Genomic DNA, 17,619 nt, shown 5'->3' on the forward strand with positions numbered 1-17,619 from the left:
ATTATTGCAAGAGAGAAAGAGGGAAAAATATGAGTGCTATAAGTTGTCTACACCATCCAAGGATATAAATGAATGAAAACTGGAATATGAAGAGCAGAGAAGTGTCCGTGTTCCTGTCCTTAAGGACCCTCTGACTGATGAAGTAAACTGCAAGGGGCATTACTGCTCCAAGGAAGCCATAGTAAGACTTGAAAATGTAAGGGGCTGGTACATTCAGGATGAGCCTGTAAACAGTAGGTAGTATGGTTACACTTAAACAGGCGTTATATGCATCCTGTATTGTACCTGAAAACATCCGGTGGCCATTCATGAGTGCCCTAAAGAGGTAATACTCAATATGGATGTTCCTCCCTATAACGTAATTTGATGGAAGACCATTCATATTAGAGTGACAAGGCTATATTAAAGAGAGCGAAGGGGCATGTTAAATGATGTAACCTCTCCCTCAGGAGGGTCAAGAATATGATATAAAGAGGTGTGGGAGCAGGACTCCTAGTAGAAGCATATTGATGGAATATGTGTTCATGAGGTAACCCGAGGACTGTTATGACTGGAAACATGAAGGAGACTAATGCTAGTGAGAGGATCCCTCTTTTAAATCAAATCATGGGTCAACCTGCCATCCGTCCTGAAACGGTAACCTATTAAAAGGATTGCTATAAGTATATTCAGAGATACAAGAAGTGGTAACAGGAAATGGGTCGTGGGATTAATGGATAGGTCATGTTAAGCAGTAGTCCGGTGAAAATGAGTAGAGATAACTTAAACATATAGAAGACTTTTCAAGTAATTCAAGTTTAAGTTCCATTATCGATCAGAAGATAGCCAAGGAGAAGATTGAAGATATGAAGGGTAAAGACTGTCTTAGGAGTAGAATATTTCATCAAGACAGGTTACATTAAAAGTAAAAAAATGAAATAGATGATATCACGTCAATATTAAATATCTACTAATAACTTCAATTCAGCGTCTGAGTTATTTTTTTTGCTATAATGAAAATCACTTCCTTAAACTGTGGCCAAATCTTTGTTAGATTATTATAAAGTAATTTAATGGTCTTATTCTTAAGGTATATGGTGGATAATTCCAAAAATATACTTTTTGTAAATCAAATCCAGTCCGTTTAAGCAAATACTTTAATTCATCTGCTGTATATTCTCTATTATGTCTTTCATAAACATTTCCTTAAAAAAGTTTCTTCGGGATTTATGCTCTTCCCAGCTAAAAGGCGAATCCTGTTTGAAAGTTTAGAGAGGTTGGGAGTGGAAAGTATTAAAACACCCTCATCTCTTAAAACTTTATAAATCTCATTAAGAGCATGATGGGGGTTAAGCAGATGCTCTATAACTTCAAAAAAGACAACAAGATCAAATTCTCCTTTTTTATACGGTAATTGTTCACTATCAATATTACAAACATCTATGGGAATCGACATCCTATTCATTCTTTCTTTAAAATTTTTTCGAGTAATATAATTGACACCCCTAACATCATATCCCAGCTTTTTAAGAAAAATAGAAGCATAACCTGGTGCTGAACCAACATCCAATACTTTTGATGTAGGCTCCCAATTTGTAAAATTTAGTAATAAATTTAAACCATAAAATATCCTTTCCTTATGCAACTCATAATATTCTAATTCTTCGGGGAAAACCAGATTTTGACGAACTATTTTTTCTATGGTCTCCTCAAAATCTTTAAATTTAATTTTATCCATGATACTCCTCCGATAAATTATTATAAATCCTTTCAAGTTTATCTACGTGCTCCTTTAGTGTATACTTTTTTGCACTCTCATATGCGTTTTTTTCGAATTCCTTTAAGATAGAAGGATCCTCCAAAAGATTTTTAAGTATACGCTTAAGCTCATCTTTATCTCCCGGCTCAAACAGAAATCCATTGTAACCATCAATAACAAGTTCAGGAATCCCCCCAATATTGCTTCCAATCACTGGCGTTGAATGAGCAAAACTTTCATATACAACCATCGGCGAATTCTCATACCATATTGAAGGAACAACAGTCACATTAGCTTTATTATATGCATATTTCAACTCATCAAAACCTTTGGCATAACCCTGGAAGTTCAAGTTTTCGTTGCTTATTTTTTTTAAGGATTGTTCGTAGGGTCCTCTGCCATAGACCGTAAGAGTAGCATTATCAAGTTCATTAAAAGCCTTAATCAAGATATGAACACCTTTATGTCTGCTCAGTTCTCCAACATAGAGAATGTCAAGTTTGTCATAAGTTTTAGAATTTGAAGATTCTTCGTTAATTTCCACAAGATTTGGTAGTCTAACGGCATCACTTGAAAACCCTTCTTCTTTTAATTTTCTGATCAAGAAATCTGAAGGGGATATGAGGACGTCAACATCCACAAGGTACTTATTCAGGGTTGAATAAAAAGAGCAGATTAATGGTCTTTTTTTACATACATCCCCATCAGACCTTAAAAGGTTAGCACGTGGACATATAAGAGTGTAGTCATGGGCTGTCAAAATTATGGGAAGTCCCAATTTTCTTATATGCCGAAACAGGAGCAATGAAAGTCCCTTGAAATTATGAAAGTGAATAACGTCTGGCTTCTCATCAAGAATAATTCTGCTTATCTTATTCTTAAGTTTGAAATTAAACGTGTCAATCATGTGCCAGAGAATCTTCGACGAAAGGCTATGAGCACTCTGGTCTACAAAGTTTTCATATAACGGGTAGACATTGTAAGGGGGTAGCCTGTAAACCTTAACACCATTTGTCCACTCAACAGTTAAATAGTTAGTTTCACTCGTAGTTATAACAAATACATTGTATCCTCTCTTTACAAGTTCTTCTGCTTCTATCTGAGCAACACCAGTAGCTCCCCCAAATGCTAGTGGAGGATATAAATTAGTAACAAGGCATATTTTCATAGATTCACCACTCATCAAGTGTTTTCTGATTGCTATTTTCTAATAAAATTTTCCTATCTGTATAAAAATTGTTAAAACGGGACCTATTTGGTTTAAGTTGTTCGTTGAATAAAGTTCTTTCCTCTGGAGGCTCCTTTAGATCATGTCGTGGAAAGAACTGAATCTGCTGTTTCCTATAATAATTGTAACTACTATTCTTATTTTTAGGTGCTTTAGTAAGCCTATATACTAAGGGCTTTATTTTTTCTCCAAGGATTCTTTTATTTCGATTTTCTGGAGGATGGAAACAAGAAAAAACACTTCCCATAATAACATCCAGAAACTGGATAAAGTGAGATTCCAAAGAGTGTGACTTTTTATGGTTTGAATCTACAAAAATTATTTCATTATTATTAAATCTTATATTGTTCTCTTTACTTATTTTGTATGCGAAATGCCAAGAAAAAAGTTCATAATACTCCTGTTCACCTTTATCATGAAAGACACTGTTAACTATAATATTTGAATCATTAAAAAAATATTTAATACCAGAGAGTAAAACCGTCCTGAAAAACCTGTTATAAACGCTCATTTTCTTGTTTTTAGGATCAAATAAATCAAATTTTATCTTAAAAAGATCAAGGCCAAGGATATTAAAATATACGAGTCCTAGATTCCTCTTATTATTGTCAAGTAACATTTCAATCCATTCCTTGGCTATCCTAAACTTATAGTGATCATTAGCATCTCTATAGTGAATTTCTCTATCATGATTTTCATGTTGTCGGCATCGATTTTTGCACATCTCCTCCTTTTCTTTCCAATCACCATTCGGACACCTACAACCCATTAATTTCCTTAAAAGTTCTTCTTTTTTATTTAGAGGGACAAATAATGCACCTATATAAATCCAGTTTCTTTTCTTACCAGGCCATATTTCATCCGCGTACACATCAAGCTCTAACATCAGATAAACTCCTCTCTAACCATAGTATAATCTGGATAATATTCATCATTCCATTTTTCTCTTTTTTCATGGTATTCAATGACTTTAAATCCCAATTTTTTATAAAAAGAGATTGCACGTTTGTTATGGGCCATTACAGTAAGGTGAATTTCTCTGATCATGTTTTGATTACATAAATCAATCATTTCATGAGCAAGTTTATTACCGATACCAGATCCCCTAAATTCTTTTTTTACAAATATTCCAAAATTTCCAGCCATTCTTTGATTGTTGAGGTTTCTTATATTTGAAACAAAAACAAACCCAGCAGGACCACCATTATCCGCTACAAGGGATAAAACTGTGTATCGGGTTATTAGACCTGTGATCCTATATAAATAGTTTGAAAAAGCAAAATAAAGTATTATTAAAAAAACTGGCAAATATCTAAAAGGGAAAGGATGGAATAATATTTTGTCTTCGTCGCTGATTGACATATAAAGTCCAGTTATTGATTTAACATCTCTGAATCCCAATAGCCTTATCTGCAAGAAATTGCCTCCTCAAGGTAATTTGAAAAATTTTTTGCAATTACATTGAAATCCAAGTTTTCCTTTGCCCATTTATACCCTCTTTCACCCATCTTTTTTCTAAGATTTTCATCTGAAGCCAACCTAATCAACCCTTCAGCGAAAGCCTTAGAACTCTTCTCTTTTACAAGGATGCCATTTTTTCCATTATGAATAGTATCGGAATTAGCACCAACATCAAATGCAACCATTGGTTTTCCCATTGCAAAGGCCTCCGCCCTCAAGAAGCCCTCCCAAAGTGAACAGGTAGCATAAATATCGCACGCAGAATAGTATCTTGGAAGCTCCTCCCACGAAACCTTTCCAGTAAATATCACATCATCTTCAAGACCTTTTTTTCTTAAAATTTTCATTAAATTCTTGTAATAAACGGGGAATGTCCTTCTTCCAACAATTATTAACCTGACATCATCTATGTACTCTTTTAAAATCTGAAAGCTTTCTATTAGGCACTCTATATTTTTATGAGGAGCCACTCTCCCTACATAAAGAATGTTAATATACCCATCCATAAAATTTATAGGCCGATAATCATATTCCCTGTTGAACAATTGGAAATTAATCCCATCAAGGTAAATCTGCTCGGAATCTAATCCATAATTTTCTTTTATCCACCTTTTTACAAAAGGGCATGGAGCTATTAAACCATCAGCCTTTAAAGCTGCTATTTTATTCATCTTCCGTATTAGTTTCATGTAAAGTTTTTCATGAAACTTGACTGCTCCAAGTTTACTAGATGGAGGACCACTCCATTCCGTAACAGCAATAAATGTATCACTCCTTGATGGAAAAAAAGGTATTATGTTTGCCGGATAGTGGTGGACATTAATCGCATCAAACTTGTCAAGATGTCTCCTCAAAGAGTATGTATGAGGAATCACAGGATTAAAAACGCCATTGATCACTCGATTTTTTTTAAAAGGGAATCTTATTTCCCTAATAATTGGACTTGAATATTCACTGTTAAATGTTAATATTTCAACATCATGTTCTTCACACAATCTGCTGGCAATCTCCCATATAACCGTGTCAATTCCGCTTCCGATTATCATTGAGTGGTGGATGAAACCAATCTTCACTTTAAAACCTCCCTGATCCGTTCACATATGAATAAAATGGTATCTTCACTTATTTCAACTCCAGAAGGAAGGTTTAAACCATTGGATGAAAGTCTATCTGCAACGGGGAAGTTACCCCCCGTCTTGTAGGGTGGCATGACATTAAGTGGATAGAAGAATGCTCTGGTGTCTATCCCCCTCCTAGAAAGCTTTTCTCTAAATACTTCGCTATCAGTATCTTCCAATATAATTGAATAGGCCCAAAAGACACACTTTGCCCATGGCATTTCAGGATGAAGTGTAATCTTATTATCCTCTGCGAGATCATTTAGATTATCATGATAAACGCTGGCAATCTCCCTCTTTTTCTCAATAAATTTATCCAATTTACTAAGCTGTGCAACACCTAAAGCTGCTTGAATATTCGTCATTCTATAATTGAAACCCACCACATCATGCCAGTATCTCTTTCCAGGTTTCATTCCATGATCCCTAAGGATTATCATTTTTTCTGCGAGGTCCTCATCATCTGTAAGGCACATTCCACCCTCACCAGTTGTTATTATTTTATTTCCATAGAATGAGAAGCATGAAATATCACCAAATGTACCTACCTTTTCACTTCTATATTCGGCTCCATGAGCTTCCGCAGCATCTTCTATAACGTACAGGTCATTCTCTTCTGCTATATCTTGTATCCATGCCATGTCACAAGGGTGGCCATAAAGATGTACTGGTATTATTGCCTTTGTGTTCTTTGTGATTCTTTCCTCGATCTTCTCTGGGTCAATACACCAATAATCTGGGTGTGAATCAACAAATACTGGTTTTGCGTTGCAATACAATACCGCATTTGCAGTTGCTGCAAAGGTTAGCACTGGGACTAAAACTTCATCTCCTTTCCCGATGCCCAAGGACTCGAGGGCGAGGTGGAGTGCTGTTGTGCCATTTGATGTGCTCACTCCAAAATTGACCCCGTGATATTCTGCAAATTTTCTTTCAAATTCTTCTACAAACTTGCCCTTTGAACTTACCCATCCACTTTTGACCGCTTTAAGGACATTTTCAATTTCTTTTTCTCCAATAGATGGCTCTAGGACGGGTATCATGATCTCACCGTCCTTGTGATAAGTTTTGTTTCATTAGGGTGGTTGGGAGCATCCCATGGGAATTTTTCACCGTTCTGCCATCGCTCCCATCGATTAAGATCCTCCCTAACCATAATCTTTACAAGTTCATCAAATTTAACGCGTGGTTCCCATCCAATTTTCTCCTTTGCCCTCGTGTAGTCCCCACATAAAAAATTGACATCGATTGGACGCATGAATCTCTTATCTACCTTAACATGTTCCTGCCAATCCAATCCAACCTCATCAAAGCATCTTTCACAAAATTCCCTGACAGTATGAGTTTCCCCTGTGGCTATAACATAATCATCAGGAACTTCATGCTGGAGCATCATGTACATTGCCTCAACATAATCTGGGGCATAGCCCCAGTCCCTTTTTGCATCCAAATTTCCTAAAAGTAGCCTATTTTCAAGTCCGAGCGCTATCTTGGCGACTGCGTTAGATATTTTCCTTGTAACAAATTCTAAGCCCCGAAGAGGACTTTCATGGTTGAAGAGAATACCATTACATGCGAAAATATCATAAGCTTCGCGATAAATACGCGTAATCCAGTATCCATAAAGTTTTGCCGCTGCATAAGGGCTTGATGGTTTGAATGGTGAATTTTCGTTCAATATCTCATCGTGGCCATCTCCATATATCTCGCTACTTGATGCTTGGTAAAATTTTATTTCAGGATTATAGTGCCTTATTGCCTCTAGCATGCTTGTTACGGCAACCCCTGTAACCTGTGCCGTACCTACTGCCTGCTCAAATGATGCTCCGACAAAACTTTGTGCAGCTAGATGATATACTTCATCAGGATCAGATATTTTCAATGCTTCTAAAAGTGAAAATTCGTCTATTAAATCCGCGGATATCAAATTAATTTTATCAAAAATTCCGAGATATTGAAGTCTCCAAAAATTTGGTGTTGAAAGCCTCCTGTAGATCCCATAAACCTCATAACCTTTTTCAATAAGAAATTTAGCAAGATACGCACCATCTTGACCGGTTATACCTGTAATCAAAGCTCTTTTCATTCTAAAACCTCCAAGTATACATTTTCAGTTAATTTAACTATATTATCCCAACTATAATTCTCTGCAAACTTAATACAATCTTCTTTCATGCCTTCATGATTTTTCATCATGAAAATAATCTTTTCAGCTAAGTCTTCAGGTGTCAAATCGAAGAGAATCCCATTATTACTGGTAATAAGTTCTCTACTGGCATTTAACGGATGATCAGCCGTTATAACTGGTAAACCCGCTGCATTTGCCTCCAGCGTTACGATGCCTGCGCCCTCCCTAGAAGAAGGAAAAACGAAGACATCTGAAGATTTCATATATCTATATACATCATCATCTGATGGGACTCTACCTAAAAATTTGACTTCATATTCAAGTCCCAATTCCTCTGAAAGTTTTTTAAGATTCTTCTTTTCGGGTCCATCACCTATTATGAAACACTTAAAAGAAAAACCCCTTCTTTTAAGGATATCCATTGCCCTAAGTAGGATATCAACGTTTTTATGTTTTATTAAACGTCCCACAAAAATCAAATTTGACTTTTCACCTTTTTTTCTTAACATTCTTATCCTATCAAACTGCACACCATTAGGGACCACGTAAATTTTTCCATTATAGAAATCTAAGGTGGACTTGACATAGTTTGAAATAGTTATAACATTATCTGTAAGCTTAAAGGTTAATTTTTCAATCAATCTTCCAAAAAGACCTTTTATTTTACCAAGATATTCATACCAATATGGTCCCCAGTACTCATGAACAGTCATTATAAAAATGCTCCCCCTGATAACTGAAACCAGCTTAGAGATAAAACAAGGAAAGAAAGGGAACTGCTGACAATCTATTATATCAAATTTATTTCTTAAAAGTGGTCTGAATAAACTTAAAGAGAATTTTATTGCAGCTTTTATTGATCTTCTCCCATTAACATACATTTCCATCGGTCCACAGACCGCATGATAATTTATCCCATCAACTTCAATATCCCTGTTCCTATTCTCATTCAACCACCAGCCCACACAGTACCAGTGAACCTCATGGCCACGTTTAACAAGACCCTTCCCAATTTCATGGAGCCTCTTCTCCACACCCCCCTTGATCCATGGATATGCTCCATCATAAACCAATGCTATTCTCATCCTCAAACACCCTTCAACCTTAACCTTCCAGAAAAGAGTGCCCTGAAAATCTTAAAACCATCAAAGAGGGATGAAAGTTTAGGTTCATCAAACCTCCTCCCATAGGATATGGGAACCTCAACAATCTTAAATCCTGCTTTTGAAAATCTGGAAAACATCTCAGCTTCAAGTTCAAATCCCGGATAACTAAACCCCTCTAGAAGGAGATATTGAATGGCCTTTTTTTGTAAACTGAAGCCCATGTCACGTGCCCTTGAAACGCCCACGCCATCTGTTTCAATGTACTGGTAGTTGAAGGACCATGATCCCTTCTCTATTAACTCAGCAGTGTTATCTGTTGAACCATCATTCACAATCACAATCTCAAGGAGGTCTCTAGGATAATCCAGTTCCTCCATTGCATGGAGGCATCTTTCAAGAATATCTGCCTCATTCCTCATGGGTATAACAATCGATACCGTCCTCAAATTAAACACCTAGTAAAGTGAACCCCTGAGGAATTTCCTCCTGAGCATATATTCTATGTGCCTCCACCCATCCTTGAAGGAGTGGAGCTTGGTCTCACCACCCCTCCTCTGCCTGTAGGGTATGGGTATCTGCTTGATCTTCAGGTTCTTCTCAGAGGCTTCGATTACCATCTCTATGGCGAATTCCATTCCAGGAGCCCTTAGTTCCATCCTGTCAAGCGCCTTCCTTGTGATGGCCCTCATACCACAGTGGGTGTCCCTTATATTGTTCCTGAAGAGTATGTTGAGCATCCTTGAGAGGATAGGATTTCCTACGTACCTGTGGAGGGCTGGCATGGCACCATCTTCCATCATACCATTCATCCGATCCCCGATTACAAAGTCGTAGCCATTCTCTATCTCCCTTAGGAAGTCAGGGATCATCTCAAAAGGGTAAGTGAGGTCAGCGTCACCCATCACCAGAATATCGCCCCTGGCCTCTCTGAACCCCCTCTTGTATGCGTTTCCATATCCCCTTTTATCCTCCCTGACAACCCGTGCTCCTGCATCAAGGGCCTCCCTGGCCGTTCCATCCTCTGAGGCATTGTCAACGACCAGTATCTCAACATCGTATCCCATCTCCCTGATCTTCTCCATTGGGACGGATCTTATCGTCCTCCCAACGACGCCCTCCTCATTGAGGGCTGGTATTACTATTGACACGAGCATGATAACACCATCACTACAACGTAGATTCCAGATTTAAATAATTTCACCTTTTAATCTTGATCCAAGTACAACATCCGCATTTTCCCTTTTAAGTGCTTGTATGAGTCTGATTGAATCCTCTGGAGGATAAGTTCCATCAGCATCCATCATAACCGCATATTCTGTTTTAAGACGCTTAAAGCCTGTGAAAATTGCATTAGCTTTTCCCTGCTTTTTTTCTTTTATTACTATCGCTCCTTTTTCCTCTGCAATCTCAGAAGTCCTATCAGATGAATTGTTATCAATGACTATGATCTTAGCCTTTGGATATAATTCATTTATCCTTGTAAGTAAAGTTCCTATCGATTTTTCCTCATTATAAGCTGGTATTATAAAAGTGACATCTTCTATCACTTTTGACGAGTACATATTATCCCCCTCGATGCAATCATGGACAGATGCATATTAACTTTTACAAGTTTATCATTTTTTTATATGTTGAACATTTTTTGAGAGTAGGGGGCTGGTTCCATTACCATCCCCATGATTATATCCCAGTTTTTAAATCTTTTGATGCATACACATTGCAACTTCTTTTTCACCCTTGCCCCGGCACTTCAGCCTCCCGTGCCGTATTATCAGTTGAATTATTATCCACAACAAGTATTTCAACTTCAAAGCCTAATCGAGTTTATCCACTGGTTTTGACTCTATGGTCTTGCCAACCACCCCTTCCTCATTCAACGCAGGAATAACAACAGATACCATCATGACCATCACCTTCAGACTTTAACCCTATCAACGGGAAACCCCCCAAGGGGGATGAGAACGGAAAAATACCCTATTGATCGTGACTGGGACGACCCCCGAAACTCCCTAGAGGATGAAACCTATTACCCTCTCCTTAGTGAAGCGAGAAACCCCCACCACCTTATCGGGTGAAGTTACTTTACAACACCTAACGAACCAACCCCAATACTTTAAGATCATATCCCCTCATATCATCCTATTTATTATTTGGGGGGTGGATCTTCTTATTTTTTTTTTTTTTTTTTGGTTTATATTCATTTCTTGATTTATATTTTTTCCGGTCAATGACTCCAATTTCTAGTCTTGGAATATAACCTACAAATGGGTAACTATACCGCATAAAACAAATTAGATGCACCAAAATCCTAACATGGTGTAATTTATAAGTTCCAAGTTTATTCAACTAAGAAATAATCAAAGGGGCCCCCTTAAAGTGTGGATAAGCCATTACAGGGCGACAAAAAGGGTGGCTCGCCAATAAAATACAACAGAATTAAGAAACGTAGTAGTGTCAAGTGGGAAGATCAATGACCAGAACTCCAAAAAGGGTGGATCAATCCCGGATTCTACTCCCAGACCATGAACCATGGGGGTGACCATGCAAAATATGTAATAGCCCCCCAAGCAAGGGTCAAAAAAAATAGAAGTTTCCCATATCAATATGGGGACAGCCACCACGCAGATAACATCAAAAAGGCTGTTTGGGACTCATAGAGGGTCCTATCCGCTACTGGGTTATTATATGCACCGTTAACAAGGAGCATCAAACATGACCAGCCACCAATAATTTTGCATGCTCTTTCCCTTTGAGCTTCCCCCAACCAGCTATGGGGGGAGCTTTTGGTTGTTCACCCCCAATCACCTTTTTTTACACATCTATTGTGTTTTGTGTTCATAAAGGCTACTTTAGAGTTTCTTTTTGCCTGTTTGGGGTGATCGGAAGACTACTTTTAAGTGGTGTGTGGATAGTTGTGTCTATCATCCGCACTCTGTGTGTCGGGGGCTTGTAATCCATTTTACCCTCTTTTTCTACTGGGATTCCAGTAAGTATCTATTTTTTGGGTGTGGACTATGATAATGGGGGGGTCTCCCTTTAGTAGTTAATTTAGGTGTTCATCTTCTCCCGATTAACTTTTCAATCTCTATGAGTGTTATCCCTGTTAATGAGAATGGTATTACAACAGCCCACCATTGCAAAGGGAATGGACTAGTATTAAATACAAATTCAAGGTGGGGGACATAGATTATAAGGATCATTATAAAGATGGTTACACTGACCCCATAAATGATCCATTTATTTGAGAGGGGATCCATTTTAAAAACAGACCTTTCAGTTGATCTTGCTGTTAGAAGGTAGAATAAATGGACCATTATAACCGTTGCAAAGGTTACTGTACGGGCCTGGGGGACTGTCAGGGCCCGACTTGCAATGTAAAAAACCGAAAGACTTGAAAATGCCATTGCCATTGAGACGATACCACCTTTTTTATGAAGATTTTGTTAATTATCTTTTCTTTAGGGTCTCTTGGAGGCTTTTTAAGCATGTCACTATCAAGTGGTTCATTTATAAGGGGCATTGCAAAGAAGATACCATCAAAGAGGTTTATCCAGAGTATCTGTAGTGGGAGGAGTGGAAGGACGCGGAAGACACCTAGGAAGGACATGAAGAATGATGACAGTATAATGAGGGCTTGACCACCACTGGTTGGAAGTACATATCTTCTGTATCTTCTCATAGATCTCCCTTCCCCCACTAACTGCAGTCACTATAGTTGCAAAATTATCATCTGTGAGGATGATATCAGCAGCCTCCTTTGCAACATCAGTCCCACCACCCATGGCAACACCCACATCCGCCATCTTCAATGCCGGCGCATCATACACCATCCCCGGTTACTGCAACAATATTGCCAAGGCTTTGAAGGACCCTTGTTATCCTATATTTGCCCTCTGGGGGGACCCTAGCGTATACATTGTATCTACTAGCAGCCCTTTTCAATTCATCATCATCCATGGATGAGATCTCAGCACCGGTTAAACTTTTATCAACTGGGATGCCAAGGTTCGCTGCTATGGCCTCGGCGGTTTTCGCATGATCCCCTGTGATCATGATGATCCTTATACCCGCACTCTTACACTTTTTAATAGCCTCTCTGGCCTCTGGCCTTGGAGGGTCGATCATGCCCTGGAATCCCAAGAAAACCATCTCCTTAAGGTCGTTATCATCGACGGTTTCCCTGGAATGTTCCTTAAATGCGAATGCGAGGACGCGAAGCCCCTTTGAGGCGAGGTGGTTCAATTTTTTTCTAAGCTGCTGAGGGTCTATTTCCATGAGGTCATCTCTGAGTTCATAACTACACATTTCAATTATCTTTTCAGGGGCTCCTTTAACATAGATTATCTTTTGTGAGAACCGCCATGTATTTTTTTCTGTGAGTCAAATGGTATCTCGTCAATCTTCTCAACCTTCTCCAGCACACCCCCCTTTATATGCTGATATGATAAGCGCCTTCTCAGTGGGGTCGCCCTGGAGTTCACCATCAGTTAATGATGCGTTGTTACAGTTAATCCCACATTCAAGTGTTAATCTGAGTGGTTCTGGGAGGTCCTCAAGTTCTGATCCATTGTATCTGATTTTACCATCTGTTTCATAGCCGCCACTTCATAGAATCCTCCCCCAGCACAGATACACTTTACTGTCATCTCATTCTTTGTGAGAGTACCGGTTTTATCCGAACATATGACTGTAACACTTCCAAGGGTCTCCACTGATGGAAGGTTCCTTACTATGGCATTTCTCCTTGCCATGTCTGCAACACCCAGGGCGGGGGTGATGGTTATTATGGCTGGCAGTCCCTCTGGTATTGCTGCAACGGCCAGGGAAGTGGATGCTAGGAAGGAGAATATGATCTCGTATCCAAATAATAGGGCGATGATGAAATTAAATGCTGCTACGGCTATTATTGCAAGGGCTATGGAACGTGAGAAGTCATCGATTTTCTTTATGAGTGGGGTTTTCACACCCTCTCTTTGAACTACCCTTGATATTTTCCCTATTTCTGTTTCTGATCCTGTTGAAACAACGACTCCGGTTCCGGCGCCCTCTGTTAATAGGGTGCCGCTGAAGAGGGTGTTTTTGAATTCACCCTTATTGATATCGGATTCTGAAAGTTTCACAGGGACCTTCTCTACGGGTACGGATTCTCCGGTTAATGCCGATTCATCCACGAAGAGGTTCTTTGCCCGTATAACCCTTATATCTGCGGGTACCTTGTCACCCATTTCCAGTTTAACAATATCCCCTGGGACGAGGAGTGATGATGGTATTGATAAACTCTTATCATCTCTTATTACTTTAGTTTCTGTTTTCACGAGTTTCTGGAGTGATTCCATGGCCTTTGTAGCTTTTCCCTCCTGTATGAATCCTATAAGAGAGTTTATAAATACAACTCCTATTATCACTACAGCGTCCACCCATTCACCGATGAGGATGGTGAAGACTGAAACCACGAGGAGTATGTAGATGAGGAGGCTTTTAAATTGTTTGAGGAACCTGAAAACCGGGTTTTCCCTTTTAAATTTTACTTCGTTGTAGCCATACCTTTCAAGTCTTGCTTTAACATCAGCTCCGGTTAAACCATTTTCTGATGTTTTAAGGGCTTTCAGGACCTCTTCAATTTCCATTTTTGAAAATTTAAACCAAGTTGGCAATGCAACACCCCAGTCTTGATTGTCTTGTATACACATTAACAAGGACAAGAGCGACTATGGACAATATATCATATATATTGTCTTGTATATACACCGTATTTGCAATTTTAGGTTTTTCAACTGTTAGAGATATTATCTAAATTGTTTGTTGTTCATCAAATTGCTAATCCTTGACAGCCACCCCCCAATAGTAAGTGGTTTCTATATCCATTAGCTATAAATGTTCTTATCGGCTATTGTGGGAGTTGAAATATTTTTTGTGGAATATGATTAGGTTAATCTATCACCTTTAGAGGCTTTATAACCCCTCAAATGTGTATTGGACGTTCTTTGTTTCCCTCTTTTCACGATAAGTGTTTAATTTCTTCGCTTTGGTTGGTGAAAGGGTGGTTAGATTAATGTTAGAATATTCATAAAAGCCTTTTTGGGGGAATAGCCATTCAGATGGCCTCTATCTTTTAAAATTAGAATGGAGAAGGCTTATCCTGAAAACGTTATATGGTGGGCTTCTCAGCGGCCTTTAAATTTTGAAAAGAGTTTTATCGTTGTCTTTTTCCCCGGAAAAAACTAAAAGATTTATATATTATGCTAGGTGATCATGTAGTCGTACATCAAAGGACTATCCTAATACAAGTTAGGATATGGAGGCGGTAGAATTAAGCGAAAATGGATACTACCAATGCTATTACTATTTGGCCTAGCATTGGTGTTAAATGTAAGCGACGTTTCCGCTGCAACAGATGACAATTCCACCAGTTTAGATTCGCAGGTAACGTCGCAAGTATATACGCCAAATGAAGTAAATGATGCGGCAACTAGAGTGAAAAACTTCTGTGACGCCAACCGTAGACTACCAAACTATGTGACCATCAAAAATAGCCAAGTTACAATGCCCCAATTTCTATACCTTATAACTACAGATGTTGTACAGACCAGCCAGGGGTCAGCGACGGCTATCCCAGTTAAAGACGTGGAAGCACCTTCAAGTTCCAGTGGGACGACAAATGGCGGGTCACTGACAAAAACAGAATACTTGCAAGTGGCCCAGAACATCAAAAACATCATAGATTCAACAGGCAAAGCACCAGGCAACGCCAGCACATCAATAGGACAAATAAAATACGAAACACTAATCTACATCTTCTCCAAGATCATAGACTTCCAAAAAACCAACGGAAGACCACCAAACTACGTAACAGTACCAGGCACCATCAGTGGCAACGGAGGAAATGGAACCACCACCCTTGGAAAAGGACAATTAAACGGGCTACAAGGAATCGAAGGCCTGCAAATTCTAGCAAATTACATCAATAAAAACTTGAACCACCAATACGGAGCAGCCACCACAGCAGAGGGTGTGGAAAGAACCGGACTCGGAGACTGCTGGGGTTTATCCGCTTGGACGGCTAAAGTATTACACGACAACGGATATACAGTCAGGATAGTGCAAGGAGCATCAGTAGAAGCAAGCAACCATCGGTGGGTACAAGTACTAATAGATGGCAAATGGATAAACTTCGACCCATCTCTAGTTACCAAAAAATACGGGAGCAAACCCTACTACACCACATGCGCAAGTGTAAGTCAAATCATCGCAACATACTACGCCTAATGTTACCATGGGGGGACATAAAGTCCCCCCACCACCAAATTTTTCTTTTTAGAAGCACCCCCCCTTTTCTAAGATTTGGACACCCCGATCCTATGACCTGGGGGGTAATTTAACTTTTTCTGCGGGAAGTCCCCCTTGCAAAGTTAGGGGCAGTTTAAATTAATGAAAATACGATTACAAGCCATATGATCGTTTAATGGTTAAAATTGGCCTATTCTACAGGATAAATGGGGCTATCCATCGCAAAGAGAACGTTAAACTAGTTCATGGAAAATCTTATATACTAAGAGGGGGAAAAGACATGTTTAGTTAAAAATTGGGAAAAATGGTAATAGTAGGGGGCGTGTTAATATAAAACTTGAACTCGGGAAATTTAAGAAGATTCTCATCTTAGTAATTTTAATGATTGCTGTTGTAATCTTTTATCCAAGTTTTCATGTCCATCCATATTAAAATCTAATAAAACCTCTAATACTCCGGTGATTCCTTACAAGACCTATGCCGGCAATGGAATCACCTTTAAATATCCTGCAGATTGGAAGCCTATAAGCGATCTTCACAGTCCCAGTAGGTGGGGTTCCAATCCGGATCCTATCCTAGCATTCTATGATCCAAGTGGCAATCATACTGAGGCTAACATTAGCACTTACTTTTACATTAAACAGTTGAACGTAAATTCCCTTGATGAGCAACTCAGCAGGTACAGGCATGATATCAGAGAGATTGGACAAACTGAAGTTTCAGAGCGAAACATTACTGTTAATGGGATGAAAGCTGTTGAACTCATTAAAACATGGCATGCTGATGGGATACAATACCAGGCTTTGACAGTGCACATCGAAGCCATCCCAGGATCTAGATATTATAGAATAGGATGCGTCACACCACTCAGCAAGTACAATGAGACACTACCTAAATTCAAGTTAGTGATAAACAGCTTCAAATTGGTGAACCGCCCCTAGCCTTGCAATGGGGGATCTCCCGCAGAAAAGTTAAAAGCCCATAGGAGACCCCTTACTCTGGATAATAAATGGGATCTGATAGCTTGCCCCTTTGAATATGATTTTGGGGGGTTATAGTATGCCGTCGAGTATTCCCATGACTATAGCGATGGCTTTTTCTTCATTTTTATCAACTCCCCCTGAGGAGTCTGCGATTTTTATCGCCATCTTTAATAGTATTTTTTTGAAATTTTGAGCCTCAGAATGTTCTATCCTCCCCAAAAGATCAGCAACTATCTTAAGGCCTTCGAGGGGGTTCTTCTTTAATAAATTTCTGAATTCAAGGTTATTATTCATTATAGTGATGACATGATCCCTGAAAACTTCATAGGTAAACCCGCTGGAATATTCTATCACATTCTTTGACTGGTTTAACACCTCATCTAATTCCCTTTCATCAATTCTACCATCAGCTATGGCCACGATTTCGAAAACCCAAATAGGAGCTGCTTGTAAAATCAACCATTCCCTTTCATCAAACCGATCCTTAAATATCAACTATACACCCCTACACATATGATATTACAAAATATTATCCATTTCATACCCTATGTAATATTTACCCCACCGGAC

18 protein-coding genes and 1 pseudogene are annotated in these 17,619 nt (G+C 38.9%); 2 read left to right on the forward strand and 17 right to left on the reverse strand.

From position 1 onward, the window contains the following. Position 1 precedes the first annotated feature (1 nt). The 16 genes and pseudogenes from MTTB_RS06865 to MTTB_RS06940 form a co-directional block, all read right to left on the reverse strand. Positions 2-382, reverse strand: coding sequence for a hypothetical protein (locus MTTB_RS06865; RefSeq protein WP_248564265.1), 381 nt, complete (start codon positions 380-382; stop codon positions 2-4). Positions 383-1,171: 789 nt separating this feature from the next. Further along, complete coding sequence (locus MTTB_RS06870) at positions 1,172-1,717, reverse strand: class I SAM-dependent methyltransferase (protein ID WP_248564266.1); 546 nt, start codon at positions 1,715-1,717, stop codon at positions 1,172-1,174. Then, a complete protein-coding gene (locus MTTB_RS06875; protein ID WP_248564267.1) occupies positions 1,710-2,906 on the reverse strand; it encodes a glycosyltransferase family 4 protein in 1,197 nt (398 codons plus the stop codon). Before MTTB_RS06875 ends, MTTB_RS06870 begins: the two co-directional genes overlap by 8 nt. Positions 2,907-2,910: 4 nt before the next feature. Beyond that, the gene (locus MTTB_RS06880; protein WP_248564268.1) at positions 2,911-3,852 is read right to left on the reverse strand and encodes a hypothetical protein; all 942 of its coding nucleotides are present in this window, start codon (positions 3,850-3,852) and stop codon (positions 2,911-2,913) included. Further along, positions 3,852-4,382: a GNAT family N-acetyltransferase gene (locus MTTB_RS06885; protein WP_248564269.1), complete on the reverse strand. Its 531-nt coding sequence runs from the start codon at positions 4,380-4,382 to the stop codon at positions 3,852-3,854. Before MTTB_RS06885 ends, MTTB_RS06880 begins: the two co-directional genes overlap by 1 nt. After that, positions 4,373-5,500 carry a glycosyltransferase family 4 protein gene (locus MTTB_RS06890; RefSeq protein WP_248564270.1) on the reverse strand — a complete coding sequence of 376 codons (1,128 nt, stop codon included), beginning with the start codon at positions 5,498-5,500 and terminating at the stop codon, positions 4,373-4,375. The genes MTTB_RS06885 and MTTB_RS06890 overlap by 10 nt, the downstream gene beginning before the upstream one ends. Next, positions 5,497-6,588 (reverse strand): DegT/DnrJ/EryC1/StrS family aminotransferase, encoded by a 1,092-nt coding sequence (locus tag MTTB_RS06895; protein ID WP_248564271.1) that lies wholly within the window; start codon positions 6,586-6,588, stop codon positions 5,497-5,499. The genes MTTB_RS06890 and MTTB_RS06895 overlap by 4 nt, the downstream gene beginning before the upstream one ends. Next, complete coding sequence (locus MTTB_RS06900; RefSeq protein ID WP_248564272.1) at positions 6,585-7,631, reverse strand: GDP-mannose 4,6-dehydratase; 1,047 nt, start codon at positions 7,629-7,631, stop codon at positions 6,585-6,587. Before MTTB_RS06900 ends, MTTB_RS06895 begins: the two co-directional genes overlap by 4 nt. Beyond that, positions 7,628-8,758: a glycosyltransferase family 4 protein gene (locus tag MTTB_RS06905; RefSeq protein ID WP_074358786.1), complete on the reverse strand. Its 1,131-nt coding sequence runs from the start codon at positions 8,756-8,758 to the stop codon at positions 7,628-7,630. Before MTTB_RS06905 ends, MTTB_RS06900 begins: the two co-directional genes overlap by 4 nt. Positions 8,759-8,760: 2 nt before the next feature. After that, the gene (locus tag MTTB_RS06910; RefSeq protein ID WP_248564273.1) at positions 8,761-9,234 is read right to left on the reverse strand and encodes a glycosyltransferase family 2 protein; all 474 of its coding nucleotides are present in this window, start codon (positions 9,232-9,234) and stop codon (positions 8,761-8,763) included. Next, positions 9,235-9,933, reverse strand: coding sequence for a glycosyltransferase family 2 protein (locus tag MTTB_RS06915; protein ID WP_248564274.1), 699 nt, complete (start codon positions 9,931-9,933; stop codon positions 9,235-9,237). Between the two features lie 33 nt (positions 9,934-9,966). Beyond that, a complete protein-coding gene (locus tag MTTB_RS06920; protein ID WP_248564275.1) occupies positions 9,967-10,341 on the reverse strand; it encodes a glycosyltransferase family 2 protein in 375 nt (124 codons plus the stop codon). 1,494 nt (positions 10,342-11,835) lie between these two features. Continuing rightward, positions 11,836-12,386, reverse strand: a pseudogene (locus MTTB_RS08465) (cation transporting ATPase C-terminal domain-containing protein). Further along, a complete protein-coding gene (locus MTTB_RS06930) occupies positions 12,316-12,588 on the reverse strand; it encodes a hypothetical protein (RefSeq protein WP_248564277.1) in 273 nt (90 codons plus the stop codon). The pseudogene MTTB_RS08465 and the gene MTTB_RS06930 overlap by 71 nt, the downstream one beginning before the upstream one ends. A gap of 10 nt (positions 12,589-12,598) precedes the next feature. Further along, positions 12,599-13,123 carry an HAD family hydrolase gene (locus MTTB_RS06935; protein WP_486867672.1) on the reverse strand — a complete coding sequence of 175 codons (525 nt, stop codon included), beginning with the start codon at positions 13,121-13,123 and terminating at the stop codon, positions 12,599-12,601. Between the two features lie 182 nt (positions 13,124-13,305). Beyond that, complete coding sequence (locus MTTB_RS06940; RefSeq protein ID WP_248564279.1) at positions 13,306-14,433, reverse strand: cation-translocating P-type ATPase; 1,128 nt, start codon at positions 14,431-14,433, stop codon at positions 13,306-13,308. A 679-nt stretch (positions 14,434-15,112) separates the two neighbouring features. On the opposite strand from MTTB_RS06940, the gene MTTB_RS06945 reads away from it, so the two are divergent. After that, complete coding sequence (locus MTTB_RS06945) at positions 15,113-16,045, forward strand: pseudomurein-binding repeat-containing protein (protein ID WP_248564280.1); 933 nt, start codon at positions 15,113-15,115, stop codon at positions 16,043-16,045. A gap of 479 nt (positions 16,046-16,524) precedes the next feature. Beyond that, positions 16,525-17,007 carry a PsbP-related protein gene (locus MTTB_RS06950; protein ID WP_248564281.1) on the forward strand — a complete coding sequence of 161 codons (483 nt, stop codon included), beginning with the start codon at positions 16,525-16,527 and terminating at the stop codon, positions 17,005-17,007. Between the two features lie 111 nt (positions 17,008-17,118). On the opposite strand, the gene MTTB_RS06955 is transcribed toward MTTB_RS06950, so the two are convergent. Next, on the reverse strand, positions 17,119-17,544 hold the full coding sequence (locus MTTB_RS06955; protein ID WP_248564282.1) for a hypothetical protein: 426 nt from the start codon (positions 17,542-17,544) through the stop codon (positions 17,119-17,121). Positions 17,545-17,619: the final 75 nt, after the last annotated feature.

Origin of the sequence: Methanothermobacter tenebrarum, assembly GCF_023167465.1 — an archaeon.
In the GTDB taxonomy this organism is placed as follows: Archaea; Methanobacteriota; Methanobacteria; order Methanobacteriales; family DSM-23052; genus Methanothermobacter_A; species Methanothermobacter_A tenebrarum.

Bases quoted from the DNA above. Each gene is read 5' to 3' on its own strand.
- MTTB_RS06865 (WP_248564265.1), bottom strand. From the start codon at position 382: ATGAATGGTCTTCCATCAAATTACGTTATAGGGAGGAACATCCATATT.
- MTTB_RS06870 (WP_248564266.1), bottom strand. From the start codon at position 1,717: ATGGATAAAATTAAATTTAAAGATTTTGAGGAGACCATAGAAAAAATA.
- MTTB_RS06875 (WP_248564267.1), bottom strand. From the start codon at position 2,906: ATGAAAATATGCCTTGTTACTAATTTATATCCTCCACTAGCATTTGGG.
- MTTB_RS06880 (WP_248564268.1), bottom strand. From the start codon at position 3,852: ATGTTAGAGCTTGATGTGTACGCGGATGAAATATGGCCTGGTAAGAAA.
- MTTB_RS06895 (WP_248564271.1), bottom strand. From the start codon at position 6,588: ATGATACCCGTCCTAGAGCCATCTATTGGAGAAAAAGAAATTGAAAAT.
- MTTB_RS06900 (WP_248564272.1), bottom strand. From the start codon at position 7,631: ATGAAAAGAGCTTTGATTACAGGTATAACCGGTCAAGATGGTGCGTAT.
- MTTB_RS06905 (WP_074358786.1), bottom strand. From the start codon at position 8,758: ATGAGAATAGCATTGGTTTATGATGGAGCATATCCATGGATCAAGGGG.
- MTTB_RS06915 (WP_248564274.1), bottom strand. From the start codon at position 9,933: ATGCTCGTGTCAATAGTAATACCAGCCCTCAATGAGGAGGGCGTCGTT.
- MTTB_RS06920 (WP_248564275.1), bottom strand. From the start codon at position 10,341: ATGTACTCGTCAAAAGTGATAGAAGATGTCACTTTTATAATACCAGCT.
- MTTB_RS06945 (WP_248564280.1), top strand. From the start codon at position 15,113: ATGCTATTACTATTTGGCCTAGCATTGGTGTTAAATGTAAGCGACGTT.